The organism is Candidatus Aciduliprofundum sp. HYA1, assembly GCF_056175085.1.
The window spans coordinates 1,355,014-1,378,498 of sequence record NZ_CM149694.1; the positions used below are offsets into that span (position 1 = coordinate 1,355,014).

Here is a 23,485-nt window from a genome sequence, read left to right on the forward strand (position 1 = left end):
ACTATGCCTGATGTGCCATTCCTCGTAGCCACCATTGTTGGGTTCGTTCCATCCTTTGGAATTCTGTATTTTGCATGGGGAAAACTTGAAGGGCTCTTCAATGAGAAGCAGATGTTCTGGAACTATTTCCTCGGATGGATAATGGGTGTGCTCATTGCAATATTTTTTCTCATACTGAAATACTCTGTAGGGGCCTACCTTGATCTGTCAATAATGTTCATTATATTCTTCGCCATATTCACCGAGAGCCTGAAATACATATACCTGAATATTCCAAAAAAAAGAGGAAATTATCAACTTCCCTATCAGGGCTTCGCTCTCGGACTGGGAATAAGCGCCCTTTGGGCCGTGGCAATAACATACCAGTATCTGAGATATGCAAATTTAAATGATACCCAATACATTATCGGAATAACCTCATTCTTCCTGTTTTCAACAGGTATTGCAGCGATCCACGCATCCACAGGGGCAATTCTCGGGTACGGAATATTCAAAAAAGAGGGAGAGGGAGCTCTCCTAAAGAGCATGGGAATAATGATCATTTTCAACCTAACCCTTCTCCCGTTGGTTTGGAACATGAACCCGATTTACTATATTTTCGGATTCTTTATCGCGATCCCATACCTTTACTTTAAAGTTTATAAAGGTGTACTTGTTAATGTAATCCCAAGGGAGGTAAAATTAAAATGGCTAGGAGAAAGAAAAAAAGTAAGGGGCGAGTAATCGCCAAAGTGGTCGCAGTTGTGATTTTTCTTCTGATCCTGTACATGTTTTTGCCCACGATCACGAATCTGGTAGAGCACCCTCCATCTCTGGAGAGCATGGAAATTCCAGCGAAGATGACCTTCAAATTCGAGAGGGTGATAAACATAGAAGCCACGGGCACATACACCCTGAATATCACGGTACCATACAACAATCAGTTTCAGAAGGTGCAGGTTGAGGATCTCTCTGGACTGAAAAAATCGGTGATAAATGAGTACAATAAAACCCTCTGGCAGTACAATTTGAGCGGCTCTTCCAAGATAACCCTTCTCTATCAGGGCACGGTGGTTGCAAAGGTTTGGAACATCAAGGATAGCTTGGATGTAAATGCCATACCCCAATCTCTGAAAAATCAGTACGATCACAACGAATCCATAAGGGTATATGACAGGCAAATGCATCAATACGTGACGAAGACAGTAATAACACCCTATGCGTTCAAAGATATAACAGAAAAGTACACCAGAAACGATACCACGGTTCTTGAAAAATTAAGAACAATCTACAATATAATTGTGGAAAATTTCAGGTACAACTCAGAGCGCAGTGGAGCACCCAATACGGCAATTCAAACCTGGAACAACAGGTACGGAGATTGCGATGAACTTTCATTTGTATTTGTATCCATGGCAAGGAGTATTGGTATTCCCGCATGGGTGGAATACGGGCTTGTGTACGTGCAAGGCACTTGGGGACCACATGCATGGATAGGCACCGTTGTACCCACCAAGAACGGACTCATTAGAGTGAACATAGATACAACTGAAGAAGTTGGACACAGGAACATATACTACATTGGATTTCTAAAACGCGGTGCAGATAGAATCACAGAATGGGTTGACGACGGAAACAGTCAGCATTTAAATGCTTTCTATTCGTTCATAAGAGGGTATTACAGCAATTTGCAGTACAGCGAAAAAATAAACGTGTTCTATGCGAATCAAACAGGAACGATAAATATTCCAGTACCCGGCTCACAGTTTCCCTCGTGGCTTATTCTGTTCATAATAGCTATAGTGATTCTGGCAATTTTCATCATAATAATAAGATTTTAATACATTTTTTCTTTTATTATTTCTCCTGTGGCAGCGTTTATTGTTAAAATACCCCTCTTGCCCTCTATAACCCAGAGGGGCAAATAATAAAGACCCATAAAATGAGCCTTTATGCTTCCCTTTTTGGGCCTTGTCTTTTTCTTCTCAATAATTGTAACATTTTCACCCTCTATCTTTACCTCTTCCTCCCGACTATACTGCTCCTCAAGGATGCTTTCAACATGGCTTCTTACCTCTTCAAGCCCCACTCTAGGTTCCATTTTACGATGTTCCAAGTTAATTCTTGTTGTTGTTTCGTATCCTCTTTTCCAGAGATCATATTTTCCATTTATTGCATTTACGGCAAGCACTCCCTTTACACTCTTGGTCTGCATGGTACCCTCAATCAGAAGTTCAAGAGAGTATTCAAAAAGAAAATAGGGAAGGAGAACAAGTTCCTGGTGAAACCCATGAATATAGTTTCTCGCAATCTCCTCAGCCTTTTCGGGCATAACTATCGGCTTGATGATCCTCTCCTCGCCCTCCTCATCAACCTCTTCAAGGAAAATGGGAATAGTGTCCTCATCCTGCTCAGTTTCAAATTCCTCCACCTCAACATCCTCCTCACTCAGGATTTCAAGATCATTGAGTTTACCCTGCTCATAAATCTCAATAAGAATCATACCCAGGCCATAGGCAAATCTCTGCCGATCCAGGAGATCTATCTTCAATTTCCTCGCCACCTCCCAAGCGTCTGACGTGCAGCCCTTCAGACATATTATGGTCTTGGATGCGTGAATCTGCTCAGTCTTTCTGGCGAAGGACATAACGTACTCTCCATCCACCTGCACGGAATCTTCCAAACATATGAGTTCAAGGCCTTCCTCGTTACGAGCCCATATGTAATCATAGGGCTCCCTATCCAAAATCTCAGCACCCTCAAGCGCGAATATCCTTTTGAGCAGTTCCCTTAAATCCACCACCATAAATCCATTACCTCTTATTAATTGTTTTCTCAAATTCGTTGAGTAATATCCTGAAATCGGTTCTCAACGTACCCTCACTGCTCTCGATCATCTCTGCAAGAAGGTTTACCACCTCCTCAGGGCTCTTATTTTCATTCTCATCAACAAATTTTTTTATTCTATCCAGATTTGAAATGTAAGGGGCAACCTCCTCAAAGGCAGTTCTGAGCATAAATCAAAAAAAGGATGATTTGATAAAAACCTTTCTACTGCGGTGGTGGCTGCAGGGTACCCTGCTGTGAATATGCACCTGCATTCTTCAACTCACCAAGCTGAATGTACACAATGAGAAGAAGTATGCCAACGATCACTCCAAATATGAGGGTTAACACAATCCAGACCACAAGAAGATCGTAAAGGGCCTGATACCTCCTCTCATTCACCATACCAACAAACTCGTCAAATTTCATATATGCCATCAGATTTATTATCGCAGATACGATCCAGTATATCGCCCCGGGTATTCCACCCCACAATCCATAAATAATAGGCCATGCCGCCCATGCAGCCAGAAGAAATCCCACTATTCCAATAACCAGCGCAAGGATCTTTGCCACATTGAAAAGGTCAAGAATGGAACGCACCTTACTCGATTCCCCAATATACGGTCCTTCCCCATCCATAATTGCATATGGACATTTCAATATTTAAACTTTTTTAATATTCTCGCACCTCGCGTATCTCCTTGGCATATATTCTTACAATATCCCGTGCCATTGCGCCGCCCCGCATTATAAAACGCTCCTGGGTTTTTATCTTATGTATCACAGCATGCATTTTCTCCAGATCCAAAATATCCCCTATGTAAAACTCCTCGTCGGGATGGGCGATTATCTCGTATTTTGCAGTTTTTGGACCCATGTTCACAGATATCTTTACAACCACCCGATCAAATCTCTTGGCCCAGAGCGTGTCTATATCCTTCACCTTGGCCTTTTTCACCCTTCGTCCATGGCTGTCTATGGCCGTTATCTGGGAGTTTATACCATCAACCTTGATTTCATCACCCACGGAGATAACATCCTCCTCAAGACGGGTTATTCTCCTAACTTCCGATTTGTCCCTCCAGCTCCAAACAACCTTCAATTCCCTCATTTTCTCATCTTCTATGAATTTCTTATACGTGTAACCACAACTCTTGCACTTGAGCGTGTACTCAGCCCCATTTTTGCGCGATTTAATCGAAAGGATTTCATGCTCAGTCTCCTTAGCACAGTTCGGACACAGTAGTTTCATAATGCCCGTATTGCCTCTCCCTTGTAAAACTTTGCCTGTGTATCAAAATAATGAAAATTTTTCTCATAAAAATGAAGAAATGATTTATATAAGAGTGGCATGGTGAGAAATGTGATAAGAAGAATACTGGAAAGATATGGGCTGGATTCGAAGAATATTGACGCCTTAATGGCCCATTTTGGAGGAGTGGAGGATATTGCAAATTCAGATCCTTCCAAAATCGCATCTCTCACAAATTTAAGCAAAGAGGATGTTGTGAAACTTCAAGAGTATTTAAAAAATTATCTGAAAAGTAAAAAGGACAAGAACAAGGTGGGCAAGGATTTTCTGAAGAGGTGGGGCAAGGTAACCTCCGAGGAGGATCTGCTCTCTGCCTACGAGGAATACAACAGGCTCTCAAAACTCTATCCCAAATCTCCGGTTGTCTGGGAGATGAGGGGAGAGATCCTGGAAAAAATGGGCAGGATTGAGGAGGCAAAGAAATCTTACAAGAAGGCCTACATGCTCCACATCAAAAATGGAGACACTCCACCTGGAGAATTGAAGGAGAAAATTGAGAAGAAAACACCTGTGGCAACCACAAAGGTAGGGTTATCAAATGGATTTGGAAACATAAACGGATTCAAAAACGGGATAATAAATGGCACGGGAATTGTGAATGGCACCTCCGCCGGATGGAGCGGGCCAAGGGGTACAAATCCATGGAAGATCACGGTGGCCATATTTCTGGTATTCCTCATAATTGCCGCACCCCTTGTTGGATTTATATTTTTCGAAAAGCATTACGTTTACGCTGTTGATGGAAACTTCTCCGAATGGTCTCAGGGAGTAGCGTACCATGGCCTTGAGCAGGGAAATAAAAGTGTTAACATAAACTATGTGAAATTCCATGCTGCAAAAAATGGTATTTATTTCTATGTGAACCTTACTGGAAAGGATGATTTTAAAACCCCGCATGGGATTTACATATTCTTTGACACAGATAACTCCACAAGCACGGGATACCTCGTTGAAGGCATCGGGGCAGATTACATGGTTGAACTCTACGGATGGAACAACACATTGAAAGGAAAGGAACTCTACAAATTCAATTCCACAGATCAAAACAATTACGGTGGATTCAAGGCGATTCAATCCGTTCCCGCAGTACTGGAAAAGAACCAGATTGAGGGTTTTGCACCCATCAAGTCAGAGAATTTCAGGGCAGTTGTGATCTCTTACAATTACAAAAACAGCCAGGATGTCGCCCCATGCCCAGAGTATGGAAAAACTGCACTCATAATAGAGGAGTATGCCGAGCAGAAAGTGATACCTGTGAACAAACCGGCAGAGATACTGGAACTTAAAATAACAGGCCCAAGGTTCATCATCCACTCCATATCATTCAGGATAACGGGCACTGCAAACATATCGGAACTTGGAAATTTCACCCTTGTAATGAATGGCACAACCCTCTCCAAGGAGTTCAATCTCTCAGGAAACAACCTCACATTTCCGCACATAAACAAAGAAATACCCGCAAATTCAAAAATAGGAGTAATATTAACATCCTCCCCAAGGAATATGGGAAAAACCGTTATGCTTTCAATAGAGAGCATTGATGTGAATGTTCCCTACTATATTGAAAGGGTTATAATCGGAGCGGATTACATAGGTGCCGTGCCAAGCACCCCCCAGATAGATGGGAGTTTCCTGGACTGGAAAAATGTAAAGACGGACTCTCCCAACGATGTTATTTCTCCCAATGGCACCAGGGTTAGTGATCCAAATATAGACATCCTCAGATATGGGGATTACGCCTCAAATTCCACTCCACTTCTCGTGTACCTGCAGGTGCAGGGAAAGATGCTTGGAGGTACTGACGTGCCGGTAGTGCGTGCACCCCTACCTCCGAAGAACAACAACAGCGTTATAATAAATCAGACAAACGTGCCCCACAAGAAAATCTACGGGATGGACACGATTGACATATTCATAAACAGCGACAACAACAAGAACACTGGATTCTCCCCTTCAAACTACAAATTTGGAGCAGATTACATGGTTCAGATTTACGGAAGAGATGGGATAGCGTACAACGCCTCGCTTTACAGGTATGTGAACGGTAACTGGAGTTTCGTGAGGCATGTGAAATACGCGCTTGGGTACCACTCAATAGAACTCAACAGTTTTCTGCATCTCACAAGTGGAGATGTACTAATTGTGACCTTCAACTGGAAGGAGTACATGGACGTGAGTGATAGCCCTCTGGTGAATTCGCGCTCTGCAGAAAATAACCTGCTCACGTATGAAACGAGGGGAAACAACATCTCATTTGAGATAAGTGGAAATTCCCCCACAGGAAATGTGACCAAAAAGATGGTTACCCTGCAGCCCATCGGAACATTCACAAGTCTGAACGCTTTGTTTGGCACGGATGTGCTTGTATCGAATATAAAAAATTCAAACAAGAGGGACGAGACACATCCAACAATCGTGAGGGAAAGCGATGGAACCCTATGGGTGGCCTGGAGCTTTGAGAGAGCGAATGGAAAACACGATATTGCCATAGCATATTCCACAGACAATGGGGCCACGTGGAACGGTTGGAGACTGTATGCAAACAGATATTACGATACATCCAATCCTGTGATGGTGATAAACCCCTCAAACAATGATATCTATGTATTCTTTGAAAACCACACGTCCGGGGCATATTTCCAGTTCTTCAAGCATTCGGGTTCCGCTTCTCCAAATAACTGGGTGATGTACAGCAAGACATCCATCTCCTGGGAGAATGTGTACAACATCTCGGCAAGCGTTTATCCCAGCGCAAACGGACTTGATATTTATCTGGCATTCGAGTATCACAACAGCTCATCTAACTCAACAATTGGATACATTTACACGCTGGACGGGGAGGACTCATGGTACGGTCCGATTATATTCATATCTCAATACTGGTTGGGGCATCCCTCAATCGCCATATCGCAGGGCTCTAATCCAAAGGTGTTCATTGCTTTTGATTACTATAACACAACGGATGATCAATGGCATGTGGAAATAATCAATAACACAGGAGTTGGCAGCAATAGCCGAATATGGCAGATAGACAAAGATATCACAGGCACTAAAACATCGCGGCATAGTGGATACACGGACTTTGAGTATCCATCCATATTTGCGATTGGTGAACATATATACGTAGCATTTCAAGCAGATCACTATAAAATCATTAGACTTTTTTTTATTCCTATCACCATATGGAATTGGAATATAGGCTTCATCAGCTCTGCGGACAATGGCGCAAGTTGGAGTGATATAACCTACGTGACCACTTCATCTGATGATGAAGTATACCCATGGGTCGTGGCTAGCGGGCAAACCGTGTACATTTTCTACCTGAACGCAACCACAGGATACATATGCATGGTGGAATCGGACGATGGAGGAAACACTTGGAGCAATGCATACCTTGTGAGCGATCAGGGCTCGGGTGTTGGAATATACCGCACCGTATCCGCCATACTCTCTGGAGGAAAATTATACGTGGTATGGACAGATAACAGGAACGGCAACGATGACATCTACTTTGACACGGAGGTTCCCGAACTGAACAATGTGATAGTGCCCCTTATCGCAATTGTGGGTATTGTCATAGCAGTAAGAAGAAGATCGCAAAAGAGAAACAAACACTGATCAAAATCAATAAAAATAGGAGGGGAAGGATTACTCCCTCTTCATCTCTATTTCGATGGAAGAGACGTTTGTTTCTCCCTTCTCGCTCTGAAGGGTCTCTGTACCAATCTTTATCTCTCCGTACTGCAAACTGGGCACAAAGCGGTTACGGACAATCTCAGCAACATCCACGGCCTTGCTTATGGCCTTTCCTCTTGCCTTCAAAATCACAGTGTCAACACCATTGTTAAACTGCGTGACCACAGCCAGTACGTAGTTCATTGTTGGCTTCTTTCCCACGAACACAACGTTTTCTTCTGCCATTTTTCATCGCCTCCTTTTTGTTGGGTATGTGAGGAATAGGATTTGAATATTTATATTTTTCCTCAGAAAAAAGAGGGAAAAATTATTTCCTGGATTCCCTCCACTTGGCCCATATGTAGAGGAAGGTGGGCAGGATGAACACAGAGAGTATGAAACTGTAAAGAATGGACAGCGTGGAGACCTCACCGAACTGCTGTATCGGGGGCATGGAAGAAAGTGTGAGGGTGCCAAATCCAGCCATGGTGGTGGCTGCCGCTCCAAATATGGATGTCCCAGTATGCCTAACCGTTTTCTTTATGGCATCCTCAATGCTCCTTTCTCTCTCCCAATCCTCAAGGAACCTGTGGGTTATGTGTATGGCGTAGGTGATTCCCAGTCCTATGGTCAGGGAGGTAACCGTCACAGTTACAACGTTGAAATTTATCCCCAGAAGATACATGGTTCCAAGAAGCCAGAGAAGGGCAAGCATCACAGGTAGGGAGGTTATCAGCCCAAGGATCAAACTTCTCTTCTCATAGAAGAACACTATGGTCAGAACTATAAGAGAGGCAATGAGAGTTATAACCAGGGAGTTCCATTCTGTTGCTTGGAGCATATCTAAGATGTGGAAGGTGAGAATATTCGTGCCCGTCAGAGTTGCTTTCAGCCCAGCATTTCTCAATGGCTCCATATCCTTCTCAATTTCCTTGGTAACGATCCTGTTTGCCTCCTGGGTACTTGCAGTGCTTCTGATCACAATTATCATGGAATCGTAGGTACCGTTGCTCTTGTGTAGAATGGCCCTTCCATCGGCATGCTCATACAGCCAGTTGTATATACCAACCACATTCTTATCCGGCAGGCCATCTCCATTCGTATCGTTCTGGCTCACCATGCTTGCGAATGTTGCATTTCTCTCCTCCCACTGGGAAATAAGGGTGGTTATGCTGGAGCACTGCGAATAATCTATGAACTCATCATCCTTCAGATTTTCCATCGTCTGCTTAACCGCCTCAAGAGCCTGAGGTGTAGCCACATTTCCCTCTATGAGAATGTAGTTATCGTTCATTCCGGATGTGTTGAAATTCTTCATCATGAAATTTATCGTATCCGTAATCTCCAGATTCTGAGGCAAGAAATCCTTTAGATCAAATGTGGTACCTACGTTCATACCCCCATACACTGCCGCTCCCGTGATTAGAAGCACTGCCGCTATAACCCCGTATCTGTGATGCTCCGCAGCCACAGCGCTTAGGGCCATGAACTTGTTGAGTACTATGAGTCCAGAACCTTCCCTTTCCTTTTCCCTTTTTATCTTCAACTTGCCCCTTTTCTCCCTGTGTCCGTCTATGAGAATCTTTATGGCAGGTATGGCAGTTGTGAATATGATAAATGCCCCAAATATACCAACAGCGTTCATAACTCCAAAGTCCTGCACTGGAGGGATAGGTGAGGAAATGTTGGATAAGAATGCGATTATCGTGGTTATTGTAGCAAGGATGAGCCCCATACCAAGATGGGTTATCATTTCCCTCATTGCATCACGTACATTTCTACCCTTTCTCAACTCTTCCCTGTAGCGCAGTATTGTGTGGATGGCATAATCTATACCCAGACCGACCAAAAGAACGGCCACCGTTGTGCTTATCTGATTGAAATTGTATCCTGCAAGAACTCCGTATCCATAGGCCCAAGAAATCGCCATGCCCAATCCTAGCAATCCAAGAAGGGTATCCACAATGCTTCTGAAGGTTATAAGCAGGATAATAACCACAAGGATCATGGATACAGGGAGCAAAACGTTCATTGTCTCATTTGACGTTTTCTCTGTGGCCTTGGATATGAGGTAGGATCCAAGCACCATAACCCTGCTGCCAATCTTAGAGTTCCTTGCAATTGTGCCAACCCTCTCTTCCAGGGATTCCATTCTCTGGCTGTGCTGTTTATCCGTTTCCCCAGGCAGGTATGTTTCATTGAGCATGACAATCATCATTGCCGCTCGGGCAGAATAACCGTTGAAATCCTTGGAGAACATGCTCTTCAACTCCCCCGAGAACTGGTGCATCATATAGGTGAATCCAGAGATGTGGGGAAGATACCCGGCCATATATTTCAATCCAGAAGATGCATTGGATATGTTCCCATACATATCTCTGTAAAATCCCAAACTCCTGCTTACATTCTCATTTCCGGTCGTTCTGTAAACAAACTCTATTGAGTTCACAACATTCCTTAGAACACTCCCCACCCTTCCCATCTCTGAGGTCACATTGTTTATAACCGGAATGGTCTGATTCAGAGTTGATGTGAGTTCAGAGGAATTGTAGTTCTCGATATTCTTCAAGGTTCTTATTATATCCTCCTGGCTCATGTTCTCAAGCACTTTTTTCTTATCCTCAACGCTCGGACTCAGATTCGGAACACTTATGGAAGGAGAGGACGGCATGCTTGGCATTTTATCAAATTCTCCACCCATACTGGCCATACCCAGTATTGTGAGATACATGTTCTGAATCTTGTACTTGTAAATATCCGCCACGGAGGATGCAAATGCATCTTTCAGCGCATAGAACACATCAAATCCCCCAGAGCCCGAGCTGTTGGACTGGTTCATCATCCGAATCGTGTAGGCGAATATGTTCAGGGCATTTGGACCCACACGGGAATTGTGCATAACGTAATCCAGGTCCCCAATCATCTGGGCAAACCATTTTGGATAGGGCTCATTCAAGGAGGATATTATCTCCTGCAAATTCTCTCTCTGAGTTTCAAGTTTCTGATTCATACCTTTAAGGTAACCGATCAGGGCATCAATATGAGCCGTGGTATTAGCCACGGTATCATGGTTTATCTCCATCCCAATACCTGTAAGAGAATTCTGAAGCATAACCAAGGCATCGTAATTTCTAATAAAATTCTGAACGATCTGCAAAGTGGAGTTGGCCTCGTATACAACATCGTAGAACAGGTAATTGCTATTGAGCCATTGATTGAATGTTGAGTTGAATATTTCCATCATATTTTTCAGATCACCTTGGGAAACGGATAGCATTGCCGATATATTCTCCTTCACACTCAGTATATCCTGGGGAGTTGGAGCGCCCATTTCCATATCATACAGGAATTTTGATACGGATTCATTGTAAGCCCGATAATAGGGAAGTACCCGCCCCATGCTGTTAAGATTTGAAGATACCCCCTGCAAGGTCTGATTCATTATTTCCAGTGCTGTGGAGTTATCCCCGTTCATCACATACATCTTCACCGCTGTGAGGGCATTTATGAGTTGGGAATTTCCATTAATCGCAGAGTTCACAGATGACAGGGAATACTGAAGGGATGTGGATGTGAACTTGTTGCTCAGAGAGAAGTAGTGAACTGCGACAGCCTTATCATCATAACTCATATTTGACTCAATATCCTTCACAAAATATTCAAACAGAGGATTCTCCATACCTGAACTGGTGGAGGAGGCCCCACCCCGGGGGGGAGTTACTATTGTAAGAACCTTGGACTTGATCTCAAAATTCTCACCGTTTACAAGCACCGCCGTTATGTTCTGAAGTAAGGGTTCAATATCAACCATTTCCGAGCCATTATGCCCAGAGGGCATATTGAAAAGCATGAGCACCACGGTCTGGGCGTCGCTTCTTATCAATGAGGCATTGTTGTATATGTCCTCGTAATCGGCAAGAACGGTGTTCATGGCATTCAGGGGCATGAGCATCAGGGTGAAATTCAAATCACCCATGGTTGCGGTAAAATTTTTGAGCATTGAAATCAGGGATTTCTCAAATCCAAGAGTGATATTGCCCATAACAATTATATCTGCAGGGGAAACTATACTATTCCCGGGATTGTCGGGAGTTTTCAAATTCTTCAAAATAATGCTATCATTTTCAAGATTTGCCTCAACGGTCAGCATATCCTCCAGCGTTGACCTTGAAAGAGTGTTGTTGGACACGAAGACGACCTGCACGATATCCGTATCTCCAAATTCCTCACTTATCTTTTCCTGGGCACGCACCATTTCATCGTTTGGCAGAAATGTCCGCAGATCTGCACTCATTTGCATCTGTGCCGCGTAGAATCCAAAGACTGCAGTAATCAGGAGTATAACAATAAGCACCGTGACCGGCTTCCTGCTCACAATATTGCCCAGACCTCTCAGATCCATAAGCACCACCAATGGAGCATGGACAGACAATATTTAAATTTTTGCTATTTTTCCCTATTTTTTATCAAAATTATCTGCTATTATGGTTAATTTTTTCAATTTTTTGGAAATTTTTAAATATGGGCTCTCCATTATGACCCTTGATGAAGTTCAACAGTGTGCAAAGGGAGATTCTCTGTGGAGCGTTAAGAAATCCCAATATGTCTGTAAAGGAACTTGCCGATTTTCTGGATATGAATTACTGGACAGTTTACAAATCTCTGGAGAGGATGAAAAAGGAGGGGATATACAGGGAAATTATCATTCCAGACTTCCACTCCCTTGGATTTGAACTTCTTGTTGTCGGGTACGGGAGCCTGAATAAGAAGAAGATGAACAACTTGCAGAGGGTGAAAAACATAAGGGAGTATCCACCCTTCTCATCGGGTATATTTTACTCTTTCGCAGAGTCCTACAGGGGATTTGTCATAGCCGTGTCAAAGAATTTCACCGAGGTTTTTAAGGGCCTAATATACGCTGAGAGGTTGATAAAAGTGAGAGAGTTTCTTCAAACGGAGAACACAAGGATGATCATATTCCCATTTGAACTGACGGAGATTCCAATGTTCTTTGACTATGCCCCATTGATATGCAAGGATTTCCACATAGAAATGGAAGAAGAGAGGAAAAACCCAGAAAAAAAGGAACCTCTAAAAGGCAGGGAATTTGACGTGCTCCTTGAACTGGTGAAGAATCCTGCTAGCACGGTATCCTCCATTGCAAAGAATACGGGCCTATCACAGCAGAGCGTTTCAAAAATAAAGTCCAAATTGTTCAGGCAGGGCTGGCTTTCACGAAAGATAATCCCAAACCTGGCCAAGATGGGCTACGATGTGCTCGTTTTTGCACACTGGACTTCAAATCCAGAGCCGATGGAGAAATTGAAAAGAATGGACCTGAGAAGATTTGGATACGACCTATCAAACATAGTGTTCGCCGCCTACAACTCCCTGGAAGGGGTTGCCCTGGCACCCTTCAAAACCCTTAAGGAGAGCAGGGATATAGTGTCATTCTTTGAAAAATTAGGAGAGGAAACAGGAGTACTCACCAAGGAGCCCAACATTCTGTTTCTCTCACTTCAGGAGGGAATAAAAATAAAGGACCACGTATACTACCCGATATTGAGATCTTTCATCAGTTCAAGGGCCATAAGGACTTCAAAGGCAACACCATAGGGAAGGGCAGATTCATCAATGTCAAATTTTGGGCTGTGATGCGGGTTCGTTATTCCCCTTTCCTCGTTTCTTACTCCCAGATAAGCAAATAATCCAGGAATTCGTCTTGCATATTCCGAAAAATCCTCGCCACCCATGTTTACACCCTGATCCAAAACCTGCGTGAAAGAGGCCACACGTCTTCCCATCTCCGCCATTCCCTCATCGTTTACAGTGGCATAATTCAAGTGCAGATACTCCAAATTGGCCTCACAACCATAAGCACGGGCAACGTTGGTGCATATCTCACCAATTCTTCTCTCAACCAATCTCTGTGTGTCCTCCCTGAATGTGCGCACGGTACCATCCATCTCCACAATTTCAGGAATGATGTTAAAGGCAGATCCTCCATGAATCGAGCCAACCGTGAGAACAGCAGTGTCAACAGGATCCACATTCCTGCTCACAACACTCTGCAGGGAAGAAATAATTTGAGCGGAGGCAACTATGGGATCTGCAGTTTCATGGGGGGATGCCCCATGGCCTCCCTTCCCAACCACCCTTATTTTGAACCTGTCCACCGCCGCAAGAATGGGCCCGGGTGATATGCCAATACTCCTTGAGGGTAAGTTTATCCACACGTGCATACCTATAATCCTATCCACTCCTTCAATCGCACCCTCTTCAACCATCCTTGCCGCCCCGTTCAATCCCTCCTCTGCAGGCTGAAATATGAACCGCACATTTCCCTCAAATTCCATCCCACTCAGAATCTTGGCTGTGACGAGAAGCATGGCGGTGTGGGCATCGTGGCCACAGGCATGCATTTTCCCCGGGATCTTTGATTTATATGGTACCTCATTTTCCTCCTGAATCGGAAGGGCATCCATATCCGCCCTTATTCCTACCGTCATATCGCCTCCATTGTTGAGATAACCCACAACACCTGTCTTGGCCATGATCCTCGTCTCTATTCCCAGATCGTTCAGGTAATCCCTCACAATACCAGAGGTGCGGAACTCCTCGAATCCCAACTCGGGATGCATGTGGAAATCCCTGCGAAGGGCAATTATCTCGTCCTGATACTTCAGAAAATCCCCAAGTTTCATAGGAAGAAATGCAAGAGAAAGTATAAAAATCCATTGGTTCTGCAAAAAGCATTTATACAAGTTGGAGCATTGAGAAATGTGGGTTTGCTCAACGAACTTGAAGAGATCAAGCGTCAGGAACGGGCGAGTAAAAAGGATCTGCAAAAATTGAAGAAGAATTTCTACGAAGATACGATTAACAGGATTGAGGAACTCAGAATGAATGCCAGAGTTTACATGGAGAAGATGGACCTGGAGAAGGCAGGAAAAATAATGGGAGAGATAAAGAAAATTGAGAAGGCCCTGGATGAGATCATAGCACTCAGAACCCGGAAAATTCTCCTTTCAACCCTATGGAAAAACGAGAGGGAGGTAAAAAACCTGACCAAGGAGGAGGAGGTGCTGTACAGGGAAGTCAAGGACGCCATTGAGAGACACAAAAACGCAATTTACAGGAGGGAGGTAAGCCCGCTTCAGGAAAAGAAGGAAAAGGAGAAAAAGGTTGAGGAGATTGAGAGGGGGGAGTACATTCTCGCCCGTGTTAAAGTTCCATCCATGAAAATAGCCCTGCCAGATAGGAATCTTATTTTGAAAAAGGAGGATGTGCTTCATCTGCCCAAGAAGATATTCAGCATTCTATTGAAGAACGATGCGGTTGAAGAGATCAAACTCTGAATTAACGAAATACTCTTATATAGGTAATGTATAGGGCGGTTTGGCGATTGATATGGTCACAGTGTATGATGTTCCCCCAGATAAACTCATTCGAGCAGTTGCGGAGAAGTTGAAGAAAGAGAAGAAAGCAGAGCCTCCAGAGTGGACCAGATGGGTCACCACGGGAGTGCATAAGGAGAAGGGTCCAGAGCAGGAGGACTGGTGGTACGTGCACCTGGCATCTGTGCTCAGAAAGATCTACGTAATGGGTCCCATCGGTACCTCACGTCTGGCAGCGGAGTACGGAGGAAAGGAGGATCGTGGCTCCAAGAGATACAAGGCACGGAAGGGTAGCAGGGCCATCGTGCGCAAGGCACTTCAGCAGCTCGAAGAACTTGGATACGTGGAGAAAGTCACAAAGATGGGAAAGAGCAACAAGGAGATAGTGGTCGGCAGAGTCATCACATCCCAGGGCAGATCATTCCTGGACAACACGGCCCATGAAATAATGAAGGATATCGTTAAGGAAAATCCCCAGATGGAGAAGTACCTGAAGTGAGGGAGTATGGAGGACAGGGAACTTGAGGAAATCAAGCGTCGAAAGATGATGGAACTGATGCAGCAGGGTGCTGCCCAGGAGAATGTGGAAGAGAGGAGAAGGGAGGAGGAAGAGGCCGCCAGACAGGCAATACTCCGCCAGATCCTGGAGCCAGAGGCCAGGGAGCGCCTTGCACGAATAAAGCTGGTGAGGCCCGAACTTGCAGAGGCCGTGGAGAATCAACTCATAATCCTGGCCCAAAGTGGAAGGCTGGGCAGGATGATAACTGATGAGGAACTAAAAAGTATATTAAGCAGATTGACTTCACAAAGAAGGGAAATAAGGATTGAGAGGAGATGAAAATGGCAAGAAACAAGCATGTTGCAAGGAAAATGCGTTTGATAAGAAGGATGAACTCCAACAGGAGGGTTCCTGCCTGGGTTATGATGCGTACTGATAGAAAATTCACGTTCCATCCGCACAGAAGAAACTGGCGCAGGAACAAATTGAAGGTGTAAGGTGAGGAAGATGGCAGAGAAAGAGATGATATTTAACGTTCCGCTCAGGAAGGCCAAGATGGTGCCCCGTACCAGGAGGGCAAATTACGCTGTAAAATTGCTCAAGATTTACATTTCAAGGCACATGAAGGTGCCCCTGGAAAACGTTTGGATTGACAACAGGGTTAACGAGGAGATCTGGAAGAGAGGAATACAGAAGCCTCCAAGCAAAATAACGGTCAAGGCGATAAAATTTGAAGAAGAAGATACGGTAGAAGTACTGATGCCTGAATGATAAAGAAAACATCGATCAACGGAAGTCCGTTCATTGGGGTTTACGCCGCCTGCAATAACAGCATCGTGGTTTTACCTAATTTTGATGTTGACATTTCCACCTTTGAAAGGGCCCTGAGGGCAAGAGTTTTTAAGACAATGCTCGGTGGCTCGCCCCTTATCGGAAGTTTGATGGTTATGAACTCAAACGGGGCTGTCGTGACAAACTTTGCCGATGAAAGGGAGGTAAGTTTTCTTATTGATGAGATGAACGTTCTCTTCGTGGAAGATAAAATAAATGCCATAGGCAACGACATTCTGGCAAATGACAGGGTTGCCTTGGTGCACGTGGATTTTGATAGTAAAACTGTGAAGTACATTGAGGATGCACTGGATGTGGAAGTAGTTAAGGGCACCATTGGTGGGATAAAAACCGTGGGTTCGGCAGCCGTTGTAACGAACAAGGGTATGATCGTGCATCCCGAGGTTGACGAAGAGGAGATAAAATCCCTGAAAAATCTGTTCGGTGTACCCGTTTACGTCAGCACCGCCAACTATGGAAGCAAGTACCTGGGTGCAAGTCTGGTTGCCAACGACTACGGTGCTGTGGTGGGAGAGAAGACCACGAATGTGGAGATAGACAGAATAGAAAACGCCCTGGACATCATAGAGTGAATACCCAAACCTTCATTTTCTTAGGCAAATCATCCCTCGTGACATATATTGAGTTTCCCACATACTCCACCTGTTCCTCTCCGAAAAGTTTTAAAAACTCGTCAACGGGGGCTATGCCCAAACTCATACCTGTAATCTTGTAGTGCATGGGCACAATCACCCTCGGCCTTATCCTCATAGCATTCTCATAGGCACCCTTGGCATCCACGGTGTAAACGCCACCGACGGGGGTGAAGAGAATATCCACCTCTCCAATTTCCGAGAGTTGCTCACCGGTGAGAATATGTCCAAGGTCTCCCACATGCAAAAGCCCTATTCCCTCCTTCTCAATCTTGAACATGGTGATTCTTCCCCTCTTCTTTCCTTTCATTTCATCATGATATGCTTCTATGCCCTTAATGCGCAAATCCCCGACTTCATAATTCCCGGGAGAATCAATCACCTTATAATTTCCCCTGACAACCCGTACGGCATCGTGGTCAAAATGGTGGTGGGTTACAAGAACGATATCCGCCTGAACCCTAGGGGCTTTTATGCCTATTGATCTACCATCATGGGGATCTATAACTATTCTCGTTCCATCCCCTATCTCAAAGCACGAGTGTCCGTGCCATCTGATCTCCATATTTCTCACCCCATTCCAATCCTTTACACCGAAATTATAATGTAATTTCAAATATAAACATTTTCAATGGACGTTTACCCCATATCAGAGGATACGCTGCTCATACTGAAAAACATAAGATGCGGTATAGATGTGCTCGAGATGGGCACGGGGAATGGCGAAATTGCCATAGAATGTGCCAAAAGAGGCAGCAGAGTCACGGCCGTGGACATAGATCCAGAGGCCATAGATTACGCCAAGACGCGAGCAATAAGGGAAGATGTGAGAATAAAATTCATCGTATCAAATCTATTTGAGAATGTGCAGGGCAGGTACGATACAATAATATTCAACCCTCCCTATCTTCCAGGGGAGGCAAAGAGCATAAAGGATCTGCAGTGGGCTGGAGGGGAGTATGGTGATGAGATCACCATAAAATTTCTGAAAGATGCGTGGAGGTACCTGAAGCCCGATGGGGAGATCTACATCATCCTATCCTCATTCAACAGGATTGAGAGGGTTCTAAAAATGCCCTATGTTTTCACCCTCATTGATAGAATGAAACTCTCCTTTCACGAAATATACCTCTACAGGGCAAGAAAAAATTAAAAAGACATGTAGGTATAAAGCCCTATGGAACTCAAAGAGGCACAGAGAATAATTGAGGAATTCTACGGGCAGAAGGACAGAAAAAGGGGAATCCACGCGGATCTCGTCTGGCTGGGGGAAGAAGTGGGAGAGCTGTTCAAGGCCGTGCGTGAGGGAGATGGCATTGAAGAGGAGATCGCAGATGTGTTTGCCTGGCTTTTATCTGTGGCCAATGTGCTCAATATTGACGTGGAAGAGGCATTCAGGAAGAAATACCTCAATTCTCCAAATCCTCCCTAGTGAGGTCCCTTAAATCAACGATGTCATCCACAAATGTGGTTGCTTGGCTGAACTCAACGTCTTCAAGTTCCTTATCGAGCATGAAAATTATTCCTATGAGCCCGTAAAGGCGAATCTCGTTGGTTATCATTCTCAGAAACCTTATAAAGGATTGGTAGGAGTTGTAGGCCAGAAAAGTGCTTATTGACTCAATGTAAACGAAATTGCGCTCCCCATCCAGAACCCTGAGACCGTGTCTCAGGGCACCTTCCATAAGAATTAGCGATGGCTCACTCAGGTATATCACATTCTCACGCTCTTCAGGTGATTTTATGGAGGCAGTTATGCAATCTATGAAAAACAGTTTTGATGGATCCGCACCAAGTTTCTGTATTCTCCTCTCAACGGTCAAGTGGGGAATATTTAGAGCCACATAGAGGCCCTTGGTATCCTCCTGCTTCAAAAGATGCGCCACTATCTTGTAGCCCAGCAATGTTCTCAACTCTGCCTTTGTGAGAATCATCACTATCTTTGAATCATCGACCATGCTATCTATTATCTCATCAAGCCTGCTCATAGCACAATTCCCTCGTCGCGGATGTGGAATGGAAGCCAGTATGTTGGATGATTGAACCCATACCTTTTCAAGATTTTCAGGGCCCTCATATGGAGGTTCTCGTGCTCCTTGTAATCCATCACTACAGTGGCCTCACTGAAATTCTTCATCTCTCCGTATTTGACCTTTGAATCTCCGTCCATCTCCTCGATGAAGAGCATTGCGATCTTTTTCTCGTGGAAGAACCTAATCCAAGTGGCTCCAAGGTACCTGAACATTGCCTGATCATCAACCATTCTCTCAACCGTTGTTAGGCTATCGAGCACCAGGCGATCAATAGGTTTTATGAGATTCAACTGCTCGTCAAAGTAATCCGGAAGAACCCTGTGTATCAGATGAAGCATCTTTTCTGTGGTGAATGGAATCAGGTCCTTCGGGCTTATGTACATATCGTACCATCCAATCTTATCCACCACCCCCTTCAAAAGTCCCATCTCACCATAGTAGGCAATAACAGCCTCAGAGGGTATCGTGGTGGATACATACACGCAGGATTCTCCATTTCTAGCTCCCTCAGCAAGCCACTGGAGCGCAAGTATCGTCTTGCCTATTCCAGAGGGTCCAACCACAAGCGACATTCCGTTCCTAGGAAAACCTCCGCCAAGCGCTTCATCGAGTTTTTTAATGCCCGTTGGGGCGACTGGAACCGTCATAGTTGGCACTTCCCCATCGTGGATTTAAATTTTTCCTTTTGATTATCAATTGTGAAAACAAAAATATTTAGGGTGTATGCGCATCGCATTCCAATGATACTTAAAAATCAGAGGCTGAGAGAACTGGAGAATTTTTGCAAGAAGGACCCCGTGAGGCACGCCTTTACCCTTTGGGACCTGAGAGTTGAACGCGAAAACACGGAATTCTATGTGAACTGGGAGCAAGGGGTTAGAGGATACATGCTGATCTACCACGGAGCAGCAATACCATCCGTGATAATTCATGGTGACGAGGAAAGCACCAGAAATTTTCTTGATATTCTGGATATTGAAAAGGGAATCATACATATGCCCTACAAATTCCAGCATCTGTGGAAGGGAAAGAAGTACCGCATTATGGTTATGGCAAGAAAACCCGCAAGATTCAAAATCTCAGAGAATGTGGTTGAAATAAGGGACTCTTCATTTCTAACCTCACTTTTCCAGGACCCATCGTACCTCGTTGAAAAGGCCAGAACTTGGGGGATTGTGTATGGAGAGAAGGCCATAAGTTCAATTTCAGCCCTCACATACCTGCCAGAGGTCTGGGTTCTGGGAGCCCTCATCACAAAGAGAGAGTATCGCAGAAGGGGATATGCCAGGGCATTGATATCCCACTTCCTAAACGAGGCCTATGGAAAAACCGAAAATGTGGTGCTCTGGGTCAGGGACAATAACTACCCCGCCATAGAACTATACAGAAAATTTGACTTCAAAACAGTGGGAGAGGATGTTTGGATCAACGTTGGTGTGGACATAATCCCCTGATTTTCGTCATCAAAAAGTCAGCCATGGTAATTTTTCACGAAAACTTTAAATACTTCTTTGTCATATATTCGTCTGACAATAAGATGACTGGAGGAATGAATATGGAGAAAATGCCAAAAAATGTGGAGAAATGGCTAAAATCGCACACCGTTGAGGATCTTGAAGCTGCTCTATGGGAGATGAAGGGCAAGAAGGCCGAGGTTCTGGCCGAAATACTCAGCATACTTTACGAGATTAATGACGATCTCCTTGGTACAGAGATTCCGGAAATAAAAGCCCTCGCATAATTTTTTCCCTTTTTCTGGGAAATATTTTTGTAGTGGAATTTCATGCGCATCTTGTAAGCCACCGTAGCTCAGCCGGTGGAGCGCCACCTTGGTAAGGTGGAGGTCCCGGGTTCGATTCCCGGCGGTGGCTCTGATGTTCAAATCCAAGAGGGAGAAAGAGGCTATTGGAATTTACGAGAAGCATTCAAACATTGCTCTGGAATGCATGGATCTGTTCATAAAGCAGGTTGAGGCCCTCCTGAAGGAGGACTGGGGAGAAATTGAGAAAATTGAGGGCATAATATACGAGAAGGAGAAGGAGGGAGATACCCTTCGAAGAAAAAACGAATTTCTGTTTTCTGAAGGTCTTCTGTTTCCATCGGATAGGGCAATATTCATAAACCTTTCAGAGGAGATAGATAAGGTCATAGACAAGATTCAGCAGGTTAGCAGAATAATAGCACTGAGAAAGCCCTCCAAGGATGCCATAGAGTTCCTGAAGGAGAGCAAGATAATGGAGTACCTTGATGTCACAAAGAAGAGCGTTGAAACCCTCAACGCTTCGGCAATGGAACTTCTGAAGGGTGATATCCACAGGGCGGTGGAGAAGGCCCACGAGGTTGAAAAGTACGAGAGTCGGGCAGATGATCTGAAACTTGAAATTCTGCGCAAACTCTACACCCAGGAAAAGAAAATTGACGACATACTCTCCATACTTCAAATTGAAAAGATAATCCTGTGGATAGACGCAATAAGCGACAAGGCAGAGGATGCCTCCGACGTTATCATTCTCATATGTGCCAAGATAACACCCTAACTATGAAGTAGGTAAGGGCAAAACCAACTATTGGAGCAATGGACCAGGATAAAAAGAGGTTCTTTACAGTTTTCCTGTTCAATTCCTGATAGCCCTTCACCATCCCGGTTCCTATAACACCCCCTATAATGGCCTGGGTTATGGACACGGGAAGATGAATCTGGGTAAATGCCTCAACAACAAGGGCTCCCGCTATCTGGGCAGCAAAGGCCCTTGGAGGATCCATATTGGTTATCCTGCTCCCAACGGTGATAACCGTCCTCTTTCCCAAAACAACAGTGCCCAACAGAGAGGCAACACCTGTAACGAGAATAGAGTACCAAGAAAGATTCAAGGATGCTATTAGCCCTATAGTGTTTGCCCCAAGGGTATAGGCCATAAAGGCGCTGCTTATCAACAGTGAAACTGTGTAAAAACGGCTCAAGGCAAAAACATTGAAATGCTTTGTGACTCGAGACATAATAGCGTATATGGCGAGAGCCAGGAAAAGGGATATGGCAAAATTCAAAATCCAAGAGATCACAATGAATGCCGTAAATCTACCATTTATGCTCCACGCAAAGGCAAAAGCCACGCCTATTATTGAACCAACCATCAGCTGGGACGCGGACATGGGAACTGCGAGAATTGTGAAAAGAAGCATGAGCAAGATAACAGAGAGCAAAACCAGAAGAGACATCTCAAGACCCAGAGGGTATGAAATGAGTCCTCCCTCAATGGCTCCGGACATCTTCCATCCCTCGAGAAAGGTACCGAGCATAACAAAGAATCCGGCCATAAATGCAGCCCGATAATACGAAGTAATCCTAGAGCCGTAGAGTGTGCCAACACTCCCGGCCGAGTTGTTTGCGGCTATTACGAAACTCACGACTGCGGCCAAAAAAATATAGGCGAGTTCAAGCATTTCCAAGAGGAAAGAATTTTTAATATTTCAAATTTATGAATTTTTCACGAAGAACATTATGTATTCGTGTTTGAAAATATAGTATCCATCCTTCAGGGCACGGTAGCGCCATAGAGCATATTGCCCCCTCTTTCCCCTGTTCTCCTCTATGTTCTTGACCACTATGCTCTTTAACGTGAATCCCTCGCGCATAACCTCCTGCATGGTGTAGAATCCCAGAGGAATCCATTCACCCTTGGAATACTTGTCTCCGATCACGAGAACCAAGTATCGCTCATCATCAAGATGCTGGGATGCCAGATGCACCACCCTTCTGAATCCATTCAGAAATTCATTTAAGGATTGGGACGCAGAGAGATCCCCTTTATCTTCTGAAAATTTTATTATGTCCCAGTAGGGGGGATGCATTATCACCATCTGAAAATTTCCCAGATTTTCATATGTTTCCTCCCTTGTTGAGTCCCCTACTATCAACCTGGTTTCCACACCATATGGATTCTCCTCATTCTCAACAAGATCCCTCGCCTTCCTGGCAATTTCCTCATTGATTTCTATTCCAACGGCATTTCTCCCCAGTCTCCGTGCCTCTATGAGGGTTGTACCGAGACCTGCAAACGTATCCAGCACCCACTCTCCCCTCCTTGTGAAGCGCACCATGGCCTGTCGCGGTATCTGAGGTATGAAGTTTCCATGATATTCCGGTGTGTGAGCGCCGCTGTTGTCCCTTGAAGGAAAAATCCATAGCGAATCCGTTATAATCTCATCATACTCTTTCCACCTTCTCAGATCTATATCGTTTATTTTCACGGTACTGCAATTGCATTGAAGTATTAAAA

27 protein-coding genes and 1 tRNA gene are annotated in these 23,485 nt (G+C 44.4%); 16 read left to right on the top strand and 12 right to left on the bottom strand.

Features of this window, described 5'->3' with window-relative positions; all coding sequences use genetic code 11:
• Positions 1 to 3 precede the first annotated feature (3 nt).
• Together AC0S1O_RS07310 and AC0S1O_RS07315 are read left to right on the top strand one after the other, a co-directional pair.
• Complete coding sequence (locus AC0S1O_RS07310) at positions 4 to 723, top strand: hypothetical protein (RefSeq protein ID WP_475393660.1); 720 nt, start codon at positions 4 to 6, stop codon at positions 721 to 723.
• A complete protein-coding gene (locus tag AC0S1O_RS07315; protein ID WP_475393661.1) occupies positions 687 to 1,820 on the top strand; it encodes a transglutaminase-like domain-containing protein in 1,134 nt (377 codons plus the stop codon). The genes AC0S1O_RS07310 and AC0S1O_RS07315 overlap by 37 nt, the downstream gene beginning before the upstream one ends.
• Here AC0S1O_RS07315 and AC0S1O_RS07320 read toward each other — a convergent pair.
• The 4 genes from AC0S1O_RS07320 to AC0S1O_RS07335 are packed head-to-tail and all read right to left on the bottom strand — an operon-like array spanning position 1,817 to position 4,060.
• Complete coding sequence (locus AC0S1O_RS07320) at positions 1,817 to 2,785, bottom strand: hypothetical protein (RefSeq protein ID WP_475393662.1); 969 nt, start codon at positions 2,783 to 2,785, stop codon at positions 1,817 to 1,819. The two genes, AC0S1O_RS07315 and AC0S1O_RS07320, sit on opposite strands and share 4 nt — an antisense overlap.
• 7 nt (positions 2,786 to 2,792) lie before the next feature.
• On the bottom strand, positions 2,793 to 2,996 hold the full coding sequence (locus AC0S1O_RS07325; protein ID WP_475393663.1) for a hypothetical protein: 204 nt from the start codon (positions 2,994 to 2,996) through the stop codon (positions 2,793 to 2,795).
• Between the two features lie 34 nt (positions 2,997 to 3,030).
• Positions 3,031 to 3,447, bottom strand: a complete 417-nt coding sequence (locus AC0S1O_RS07330; RefSeq protein ID WP_475393664.1) for a hypothetical protein — start codon at positions 3,445 to 3,447, stop codon at positions 3,031 to 3,033.
• Between the two features lie 34 nt (positions 3,448 to 3,481).
• Positions 3,482 to 4,060 (bottom strand): HVO_0476 family zinc finger protein, encoded by a 579-nt coding sequence (locus tag AC0S1O_RS07335; protein WP_475393665.1) that lies wholly within the window; start codon positions 4,058 to 4,060, stop codon positions 3,482 to 3,484.
• Positions 4,061 to 4,171: 111 nt separating this feature from the next.
• Here AC0S1O_RS07335 and AC0S1O_RS07340 point away from each other — a divergent pair, with 111 nt between their 5' ends.
• Positions 4,172 to 7,738 carry a sialidase family protein gene (locus AC0S1O_RS07340; RefSeq protein WP_475393666.1) on the top strand — a complete coding sequence of 1,189 codons (3,567 nt, stop codon included), beginning with the start codon at positions 4,172 to 4,174 and terminating at the stop codon, positions 7,736 to 7,738.
• A gap of 30 nt (positions 7,739 to 7,768) precedes the next feature.
• Here AC0S1O_RS07340 and albA read toward each other — a convergent pair whose 3' ends face one another.
• On the bottom strand, positions 7,769 to 8,041 hold the full coding sequence (gene albA / locus AC0S1O_RS07345) for a DNA-binding protein Alba (RefSeq protein ID WP_015282575.1): 273 nt from the start codon (positions 8,039 to 8,041) through the stop codon (positions 7,769 to 7,771).
• 82 nt (positions 8,042 to 8,123) lie between these two features.
• On the bottom strand, positions 8,124 to 12,197 hold the full coding sequence (locus AC0S1O_RS07350) for an efflux RND transporter permease subunit (protein WP_475394487.1): 4,074 nt from the start codon (positions 12,195 to 12,197) through the stop codon (positions 8,124 to 8,126).
• Positions 12,198 to 12,340: 143 nt separating this feature from the next.
• Between AC0S1O_RS07350 and AC0S1O_RS07355 the strand changes: the two genes are divergently transcribed.
• On the top strand, positions 12,341 to 13,411 hold the full coding sequence (locus AC0S1O_RS07355; RefSeq protein WP_475393667.1) for a MarR family transcriptional regulator: 1,071 nt from the start codon (positions 12,341 to 12,343) through the stop codon (positions 13,409 to 13,411).
• Here AC0S1O_RS07355 and AC0S1O_RS07360 read toward each other — a convergent pair.
• Positions 13,348 to 14,499 carry a M20 metallopeptidase family protein gene (locus AC0S1O_RS07360; RefSeq protein WP_475393668.1) on the bottom strand — a complete coding sequence of 384 codons (1,152 nt, stop codon included), beginning with the start codon at positions 14,497 to 14,499 and terminating at the stop codon, positions 13,348 to 13,350. The two genes, AC0S1O_RS07355 and AC0S1O_RS07360, sit on opposite strands and share 64 nt — an antisense overlap.
• A gap of 78 nt (positions 14,500 to 14,577) precedes the next feature.
• Here AC0S1O_RS07360 and AC0S1O_RS07365 point away from each other — a divergent pair, with 78 nt between their 5' ends.
• From AC0S1O_RS07365 to AC0S1O_RS07390, 6 genes are read left to right on the top strand one after another with little or no spacing between them, the layout of a single operon-like run.
• Positions 14,578 to 15,153: a hypothetical protein gene (locus AC0S1O_RS07365; protein ID WP_475393669.1), complete on the top strand. Its 576-nt coding sequence runs from the start codon at positions 14,578 to 14,580 to the stop codon at positions 15,151 to 15,153.
• Positions 15,154 to 15,205: 52 nt separating this feature from the next.
• Positions 15,206 to 15,691, top strand: coding sequence for a 30S ribosomal protein S19e (locus tag AC0S1O_RS07370; RefSeq protein WP_475394488.1), 486 nt, complete (start codon positions 15,206 to 15,208; stop codon positions 15,689 to 15,691).
• A 6-nt stretch (positions 15,692 to 15,697) separates the two neighbouring features.
• Positions 15,698 to 16,030 carry a DNA-binding protein gene (locus AC0S1O_RS07375; protein WP_475393670.1) on the top strand — a complete coding sequence of 111 codons (333 nt, stop codon included), beginning with the start codon at positions 15,698 to 15,700 and terminating at the stop codon, positions 16,028 to 16,030.
• A 2-nt stretch (positions 16,031 to 16,032) separates the two neighbouring features.
• Complete coding sequence (locus AC0S1O_RS07380) at positions 16,033 to 16,188, top strand: 50S ribosomal protein L39e (RefSeq protein ID WP_015282582.1); 156 nt, start codon at positions 16,033 to 16,035, stop codon at positions 16,186 to 16,188.
• Between the two features lie 10 nt (positions 16,189 to 16,198).
• Positions 16,199 to 16,462: a 50S ribosomal protein L31e gene (locus tag AC0S1O_RS07385; protein WP_475393671.1), complete on the top strand. Its 264-nt coding sequence runs from the start codon at positions 16,199 to 16,201 to the stop codon at positions 16,460 to 16,462.
• Positions 16,459 to 17,115: a translation initiation factor IF-6 gene (locus tag AC0S1O_RS07390; RefSeq protein ID WP_475393672.1), complete on the top strand. Its 657-nt coding sequence runs from the start codon at positions 16,459 to 16,461 to the stop codon at positions 17,113 to 17,115. Before AC0S1O_RS07385 ends, AC0S1O_RS07390 begins: the two co-directional genes overlap by 4 nt.
• Here the strand turns inward: AC0S1O_RS07390 and AC0S1O_RS07395 are convergent.
• A complete protein-coding gene (locus AC0S1O_RS07395) occupies positions 17,105 to 17,740 on the bottom strand; it encodes an MBL fold metallo-hydrolase (RefSeq protein WP_475393673.1) in 636 nt (211 codons plus the stop codon). The genes AC0S1O_RS07390 and AC0S1O_RS07395 overlap by 11 nt on opposite strands.
• A gap of 66 nt (positions 17,741 to 17,806) precedes the next feature.
• Here AC0S1O_RS07395 and AC0S1O_RS07400 point away from each other — a divergent pair, with 66 nt between their 5' ends.
• Complete coding sequence (locus tag AC0S1O_RS07400) at positions 17,807 to 18,328, top strand: HemK2/MTQ2 family protein methyltransferase (RefSeq protein WP_475393674.1); 522 nt, start codon at positions 17,807 to 17,809, stop codon at positions 18,326 to 18,328.
• A gap of 24 nt (positions 18,329 to 18,352) precedes the next feature.
• Entirely contained in the window at positions 18,353 to 18,607 is a 255-nt protein-coding gene (locus AC0S1O_RS07405; protein WP_475393675.1) for a MazG nucleotide pyrophosphohydrolase domain-containing protein, read from the top strand.
• Here AC0S1O_RS07405 and AC0S1O_RS07410 read toward each other — a convergent pair.
• The gene (locus tag AC0S1O_RS07410; protein WP_475393676.1) at positions 18,585 to 19,163 is read right to left on the bottom strand and encodes a hypothetical protein; all 579 of its coding nucleotides are present in this window, start codon (positions 19,161 to 19,163) and stop codon (positions 18,585 to 18,587) included. The genes AC0S1O_RS07405 and AC0S1O_RS07410 overlap by 23 nt on opposite strands.
• On the bottom strand, positions 19,160 to 19,855 hold the full coding sequence (locus tag AC0S1O_RS07415) for an RAD55 family ATPase (protein ID WP_475393677.1): 696 nt from the start codon (positions 19,853 to 19,855) through the stop codon (positions 19,160 to 19,162). The genes AC0S1O_RS07410 and AC0S1O_RS07415 overlap by 4 nt, the downstream gene beginning before the upstream one ends.
• Before the next feature lie 93 nt (positions 19,856 to 19,948).
• Between AC0S1O_RS07415 and AC0S1O_RS07420 the strand changes: the two genes are divergently transcribed.
• The 4 genes from AC0S1O_RS07420 to AC0S1O_RS07435 all read left to right on the top strand — a co-directional run bounded on the left by AC0S1O_RS07420 (position 19,949) and on the right by AC0S1O_RS07435 (position 21,745).
• A complete protein-coding gene (locus AC0S1O_RS07420; RefSeq protein WP_475393678.1) occupies positions 19,949 to 20,662 on the top strand; it encodes a GNAT family N-acetyltransferase in 714 nt (237 codons plus the stop codon).
• 101 nt (positions 20,663 to 20,763) lie between these two features.
• A complete protein-coding gene (locus AC0S1O_RS07425; protein WP_337954328.1) occupies positions 20,764 to 20,949 on the top strand; it encodes a hypothetical protein in 186 nt (61 codons plus the stop codon).
• A gap of 57 nt (positions 20,950 to 21,006) precedes the next feature.
• A tRNA-Thr gene (locus AC0S1O_RS07430) sits at positions 21,007 to 21,079 on the top strand.
• Positions 21,080 to 21,082: 3 nt separating this feature from the next.
• Complete coding sequence (locus AC0S1O_RS07435; RefSeq protein ID WP_475393679.1) at positions 21,083 to 21,745, top strand: DUF47 domain-containing protein; 663 nt, start codon at positions 21,083 to 21,085, stop codon at positions 21,743 to 21,745.
• On the opposite strand, the gene AC0S1O_RS07440 is transcribed toward AC0S1O_RS07435, so the two are convergent.
• Positions 21,720 to 22,649 (bottom strand): inorganic phosphate transporter, encoded by a 930-nt coding sequence (locus tag AC0S1O_RS07440; protein WP_475393680.1) that lies wholly within the window; start codon positions 22,647 to 22,649, stop codon positions 21,720 to 21,722. The two genes, AC0S1O_RS07435 and AC0S1O_RS07440, sit on opposite strands and share 26 nt — an antisense overlap.
• Positions 22,650 to 22,682: 33 nt before the next feature.
• Positions 22,683 to 23,456 carry a TRM11 family SAM-dependent methyltransferase gene (locus AC0S1O_RS07445; protein ID WP_475393681.1) on the bottom strand — a complete coding sequence of 258 codons (774 nt, stop codon included), beginning with the start codon at positions 23,454 to 23,456 and terminating at the stop codon, positions 22,683 to 22,685.
• Positions 23,457 to 23,485 lie beyond the last annotated feature (29 nt).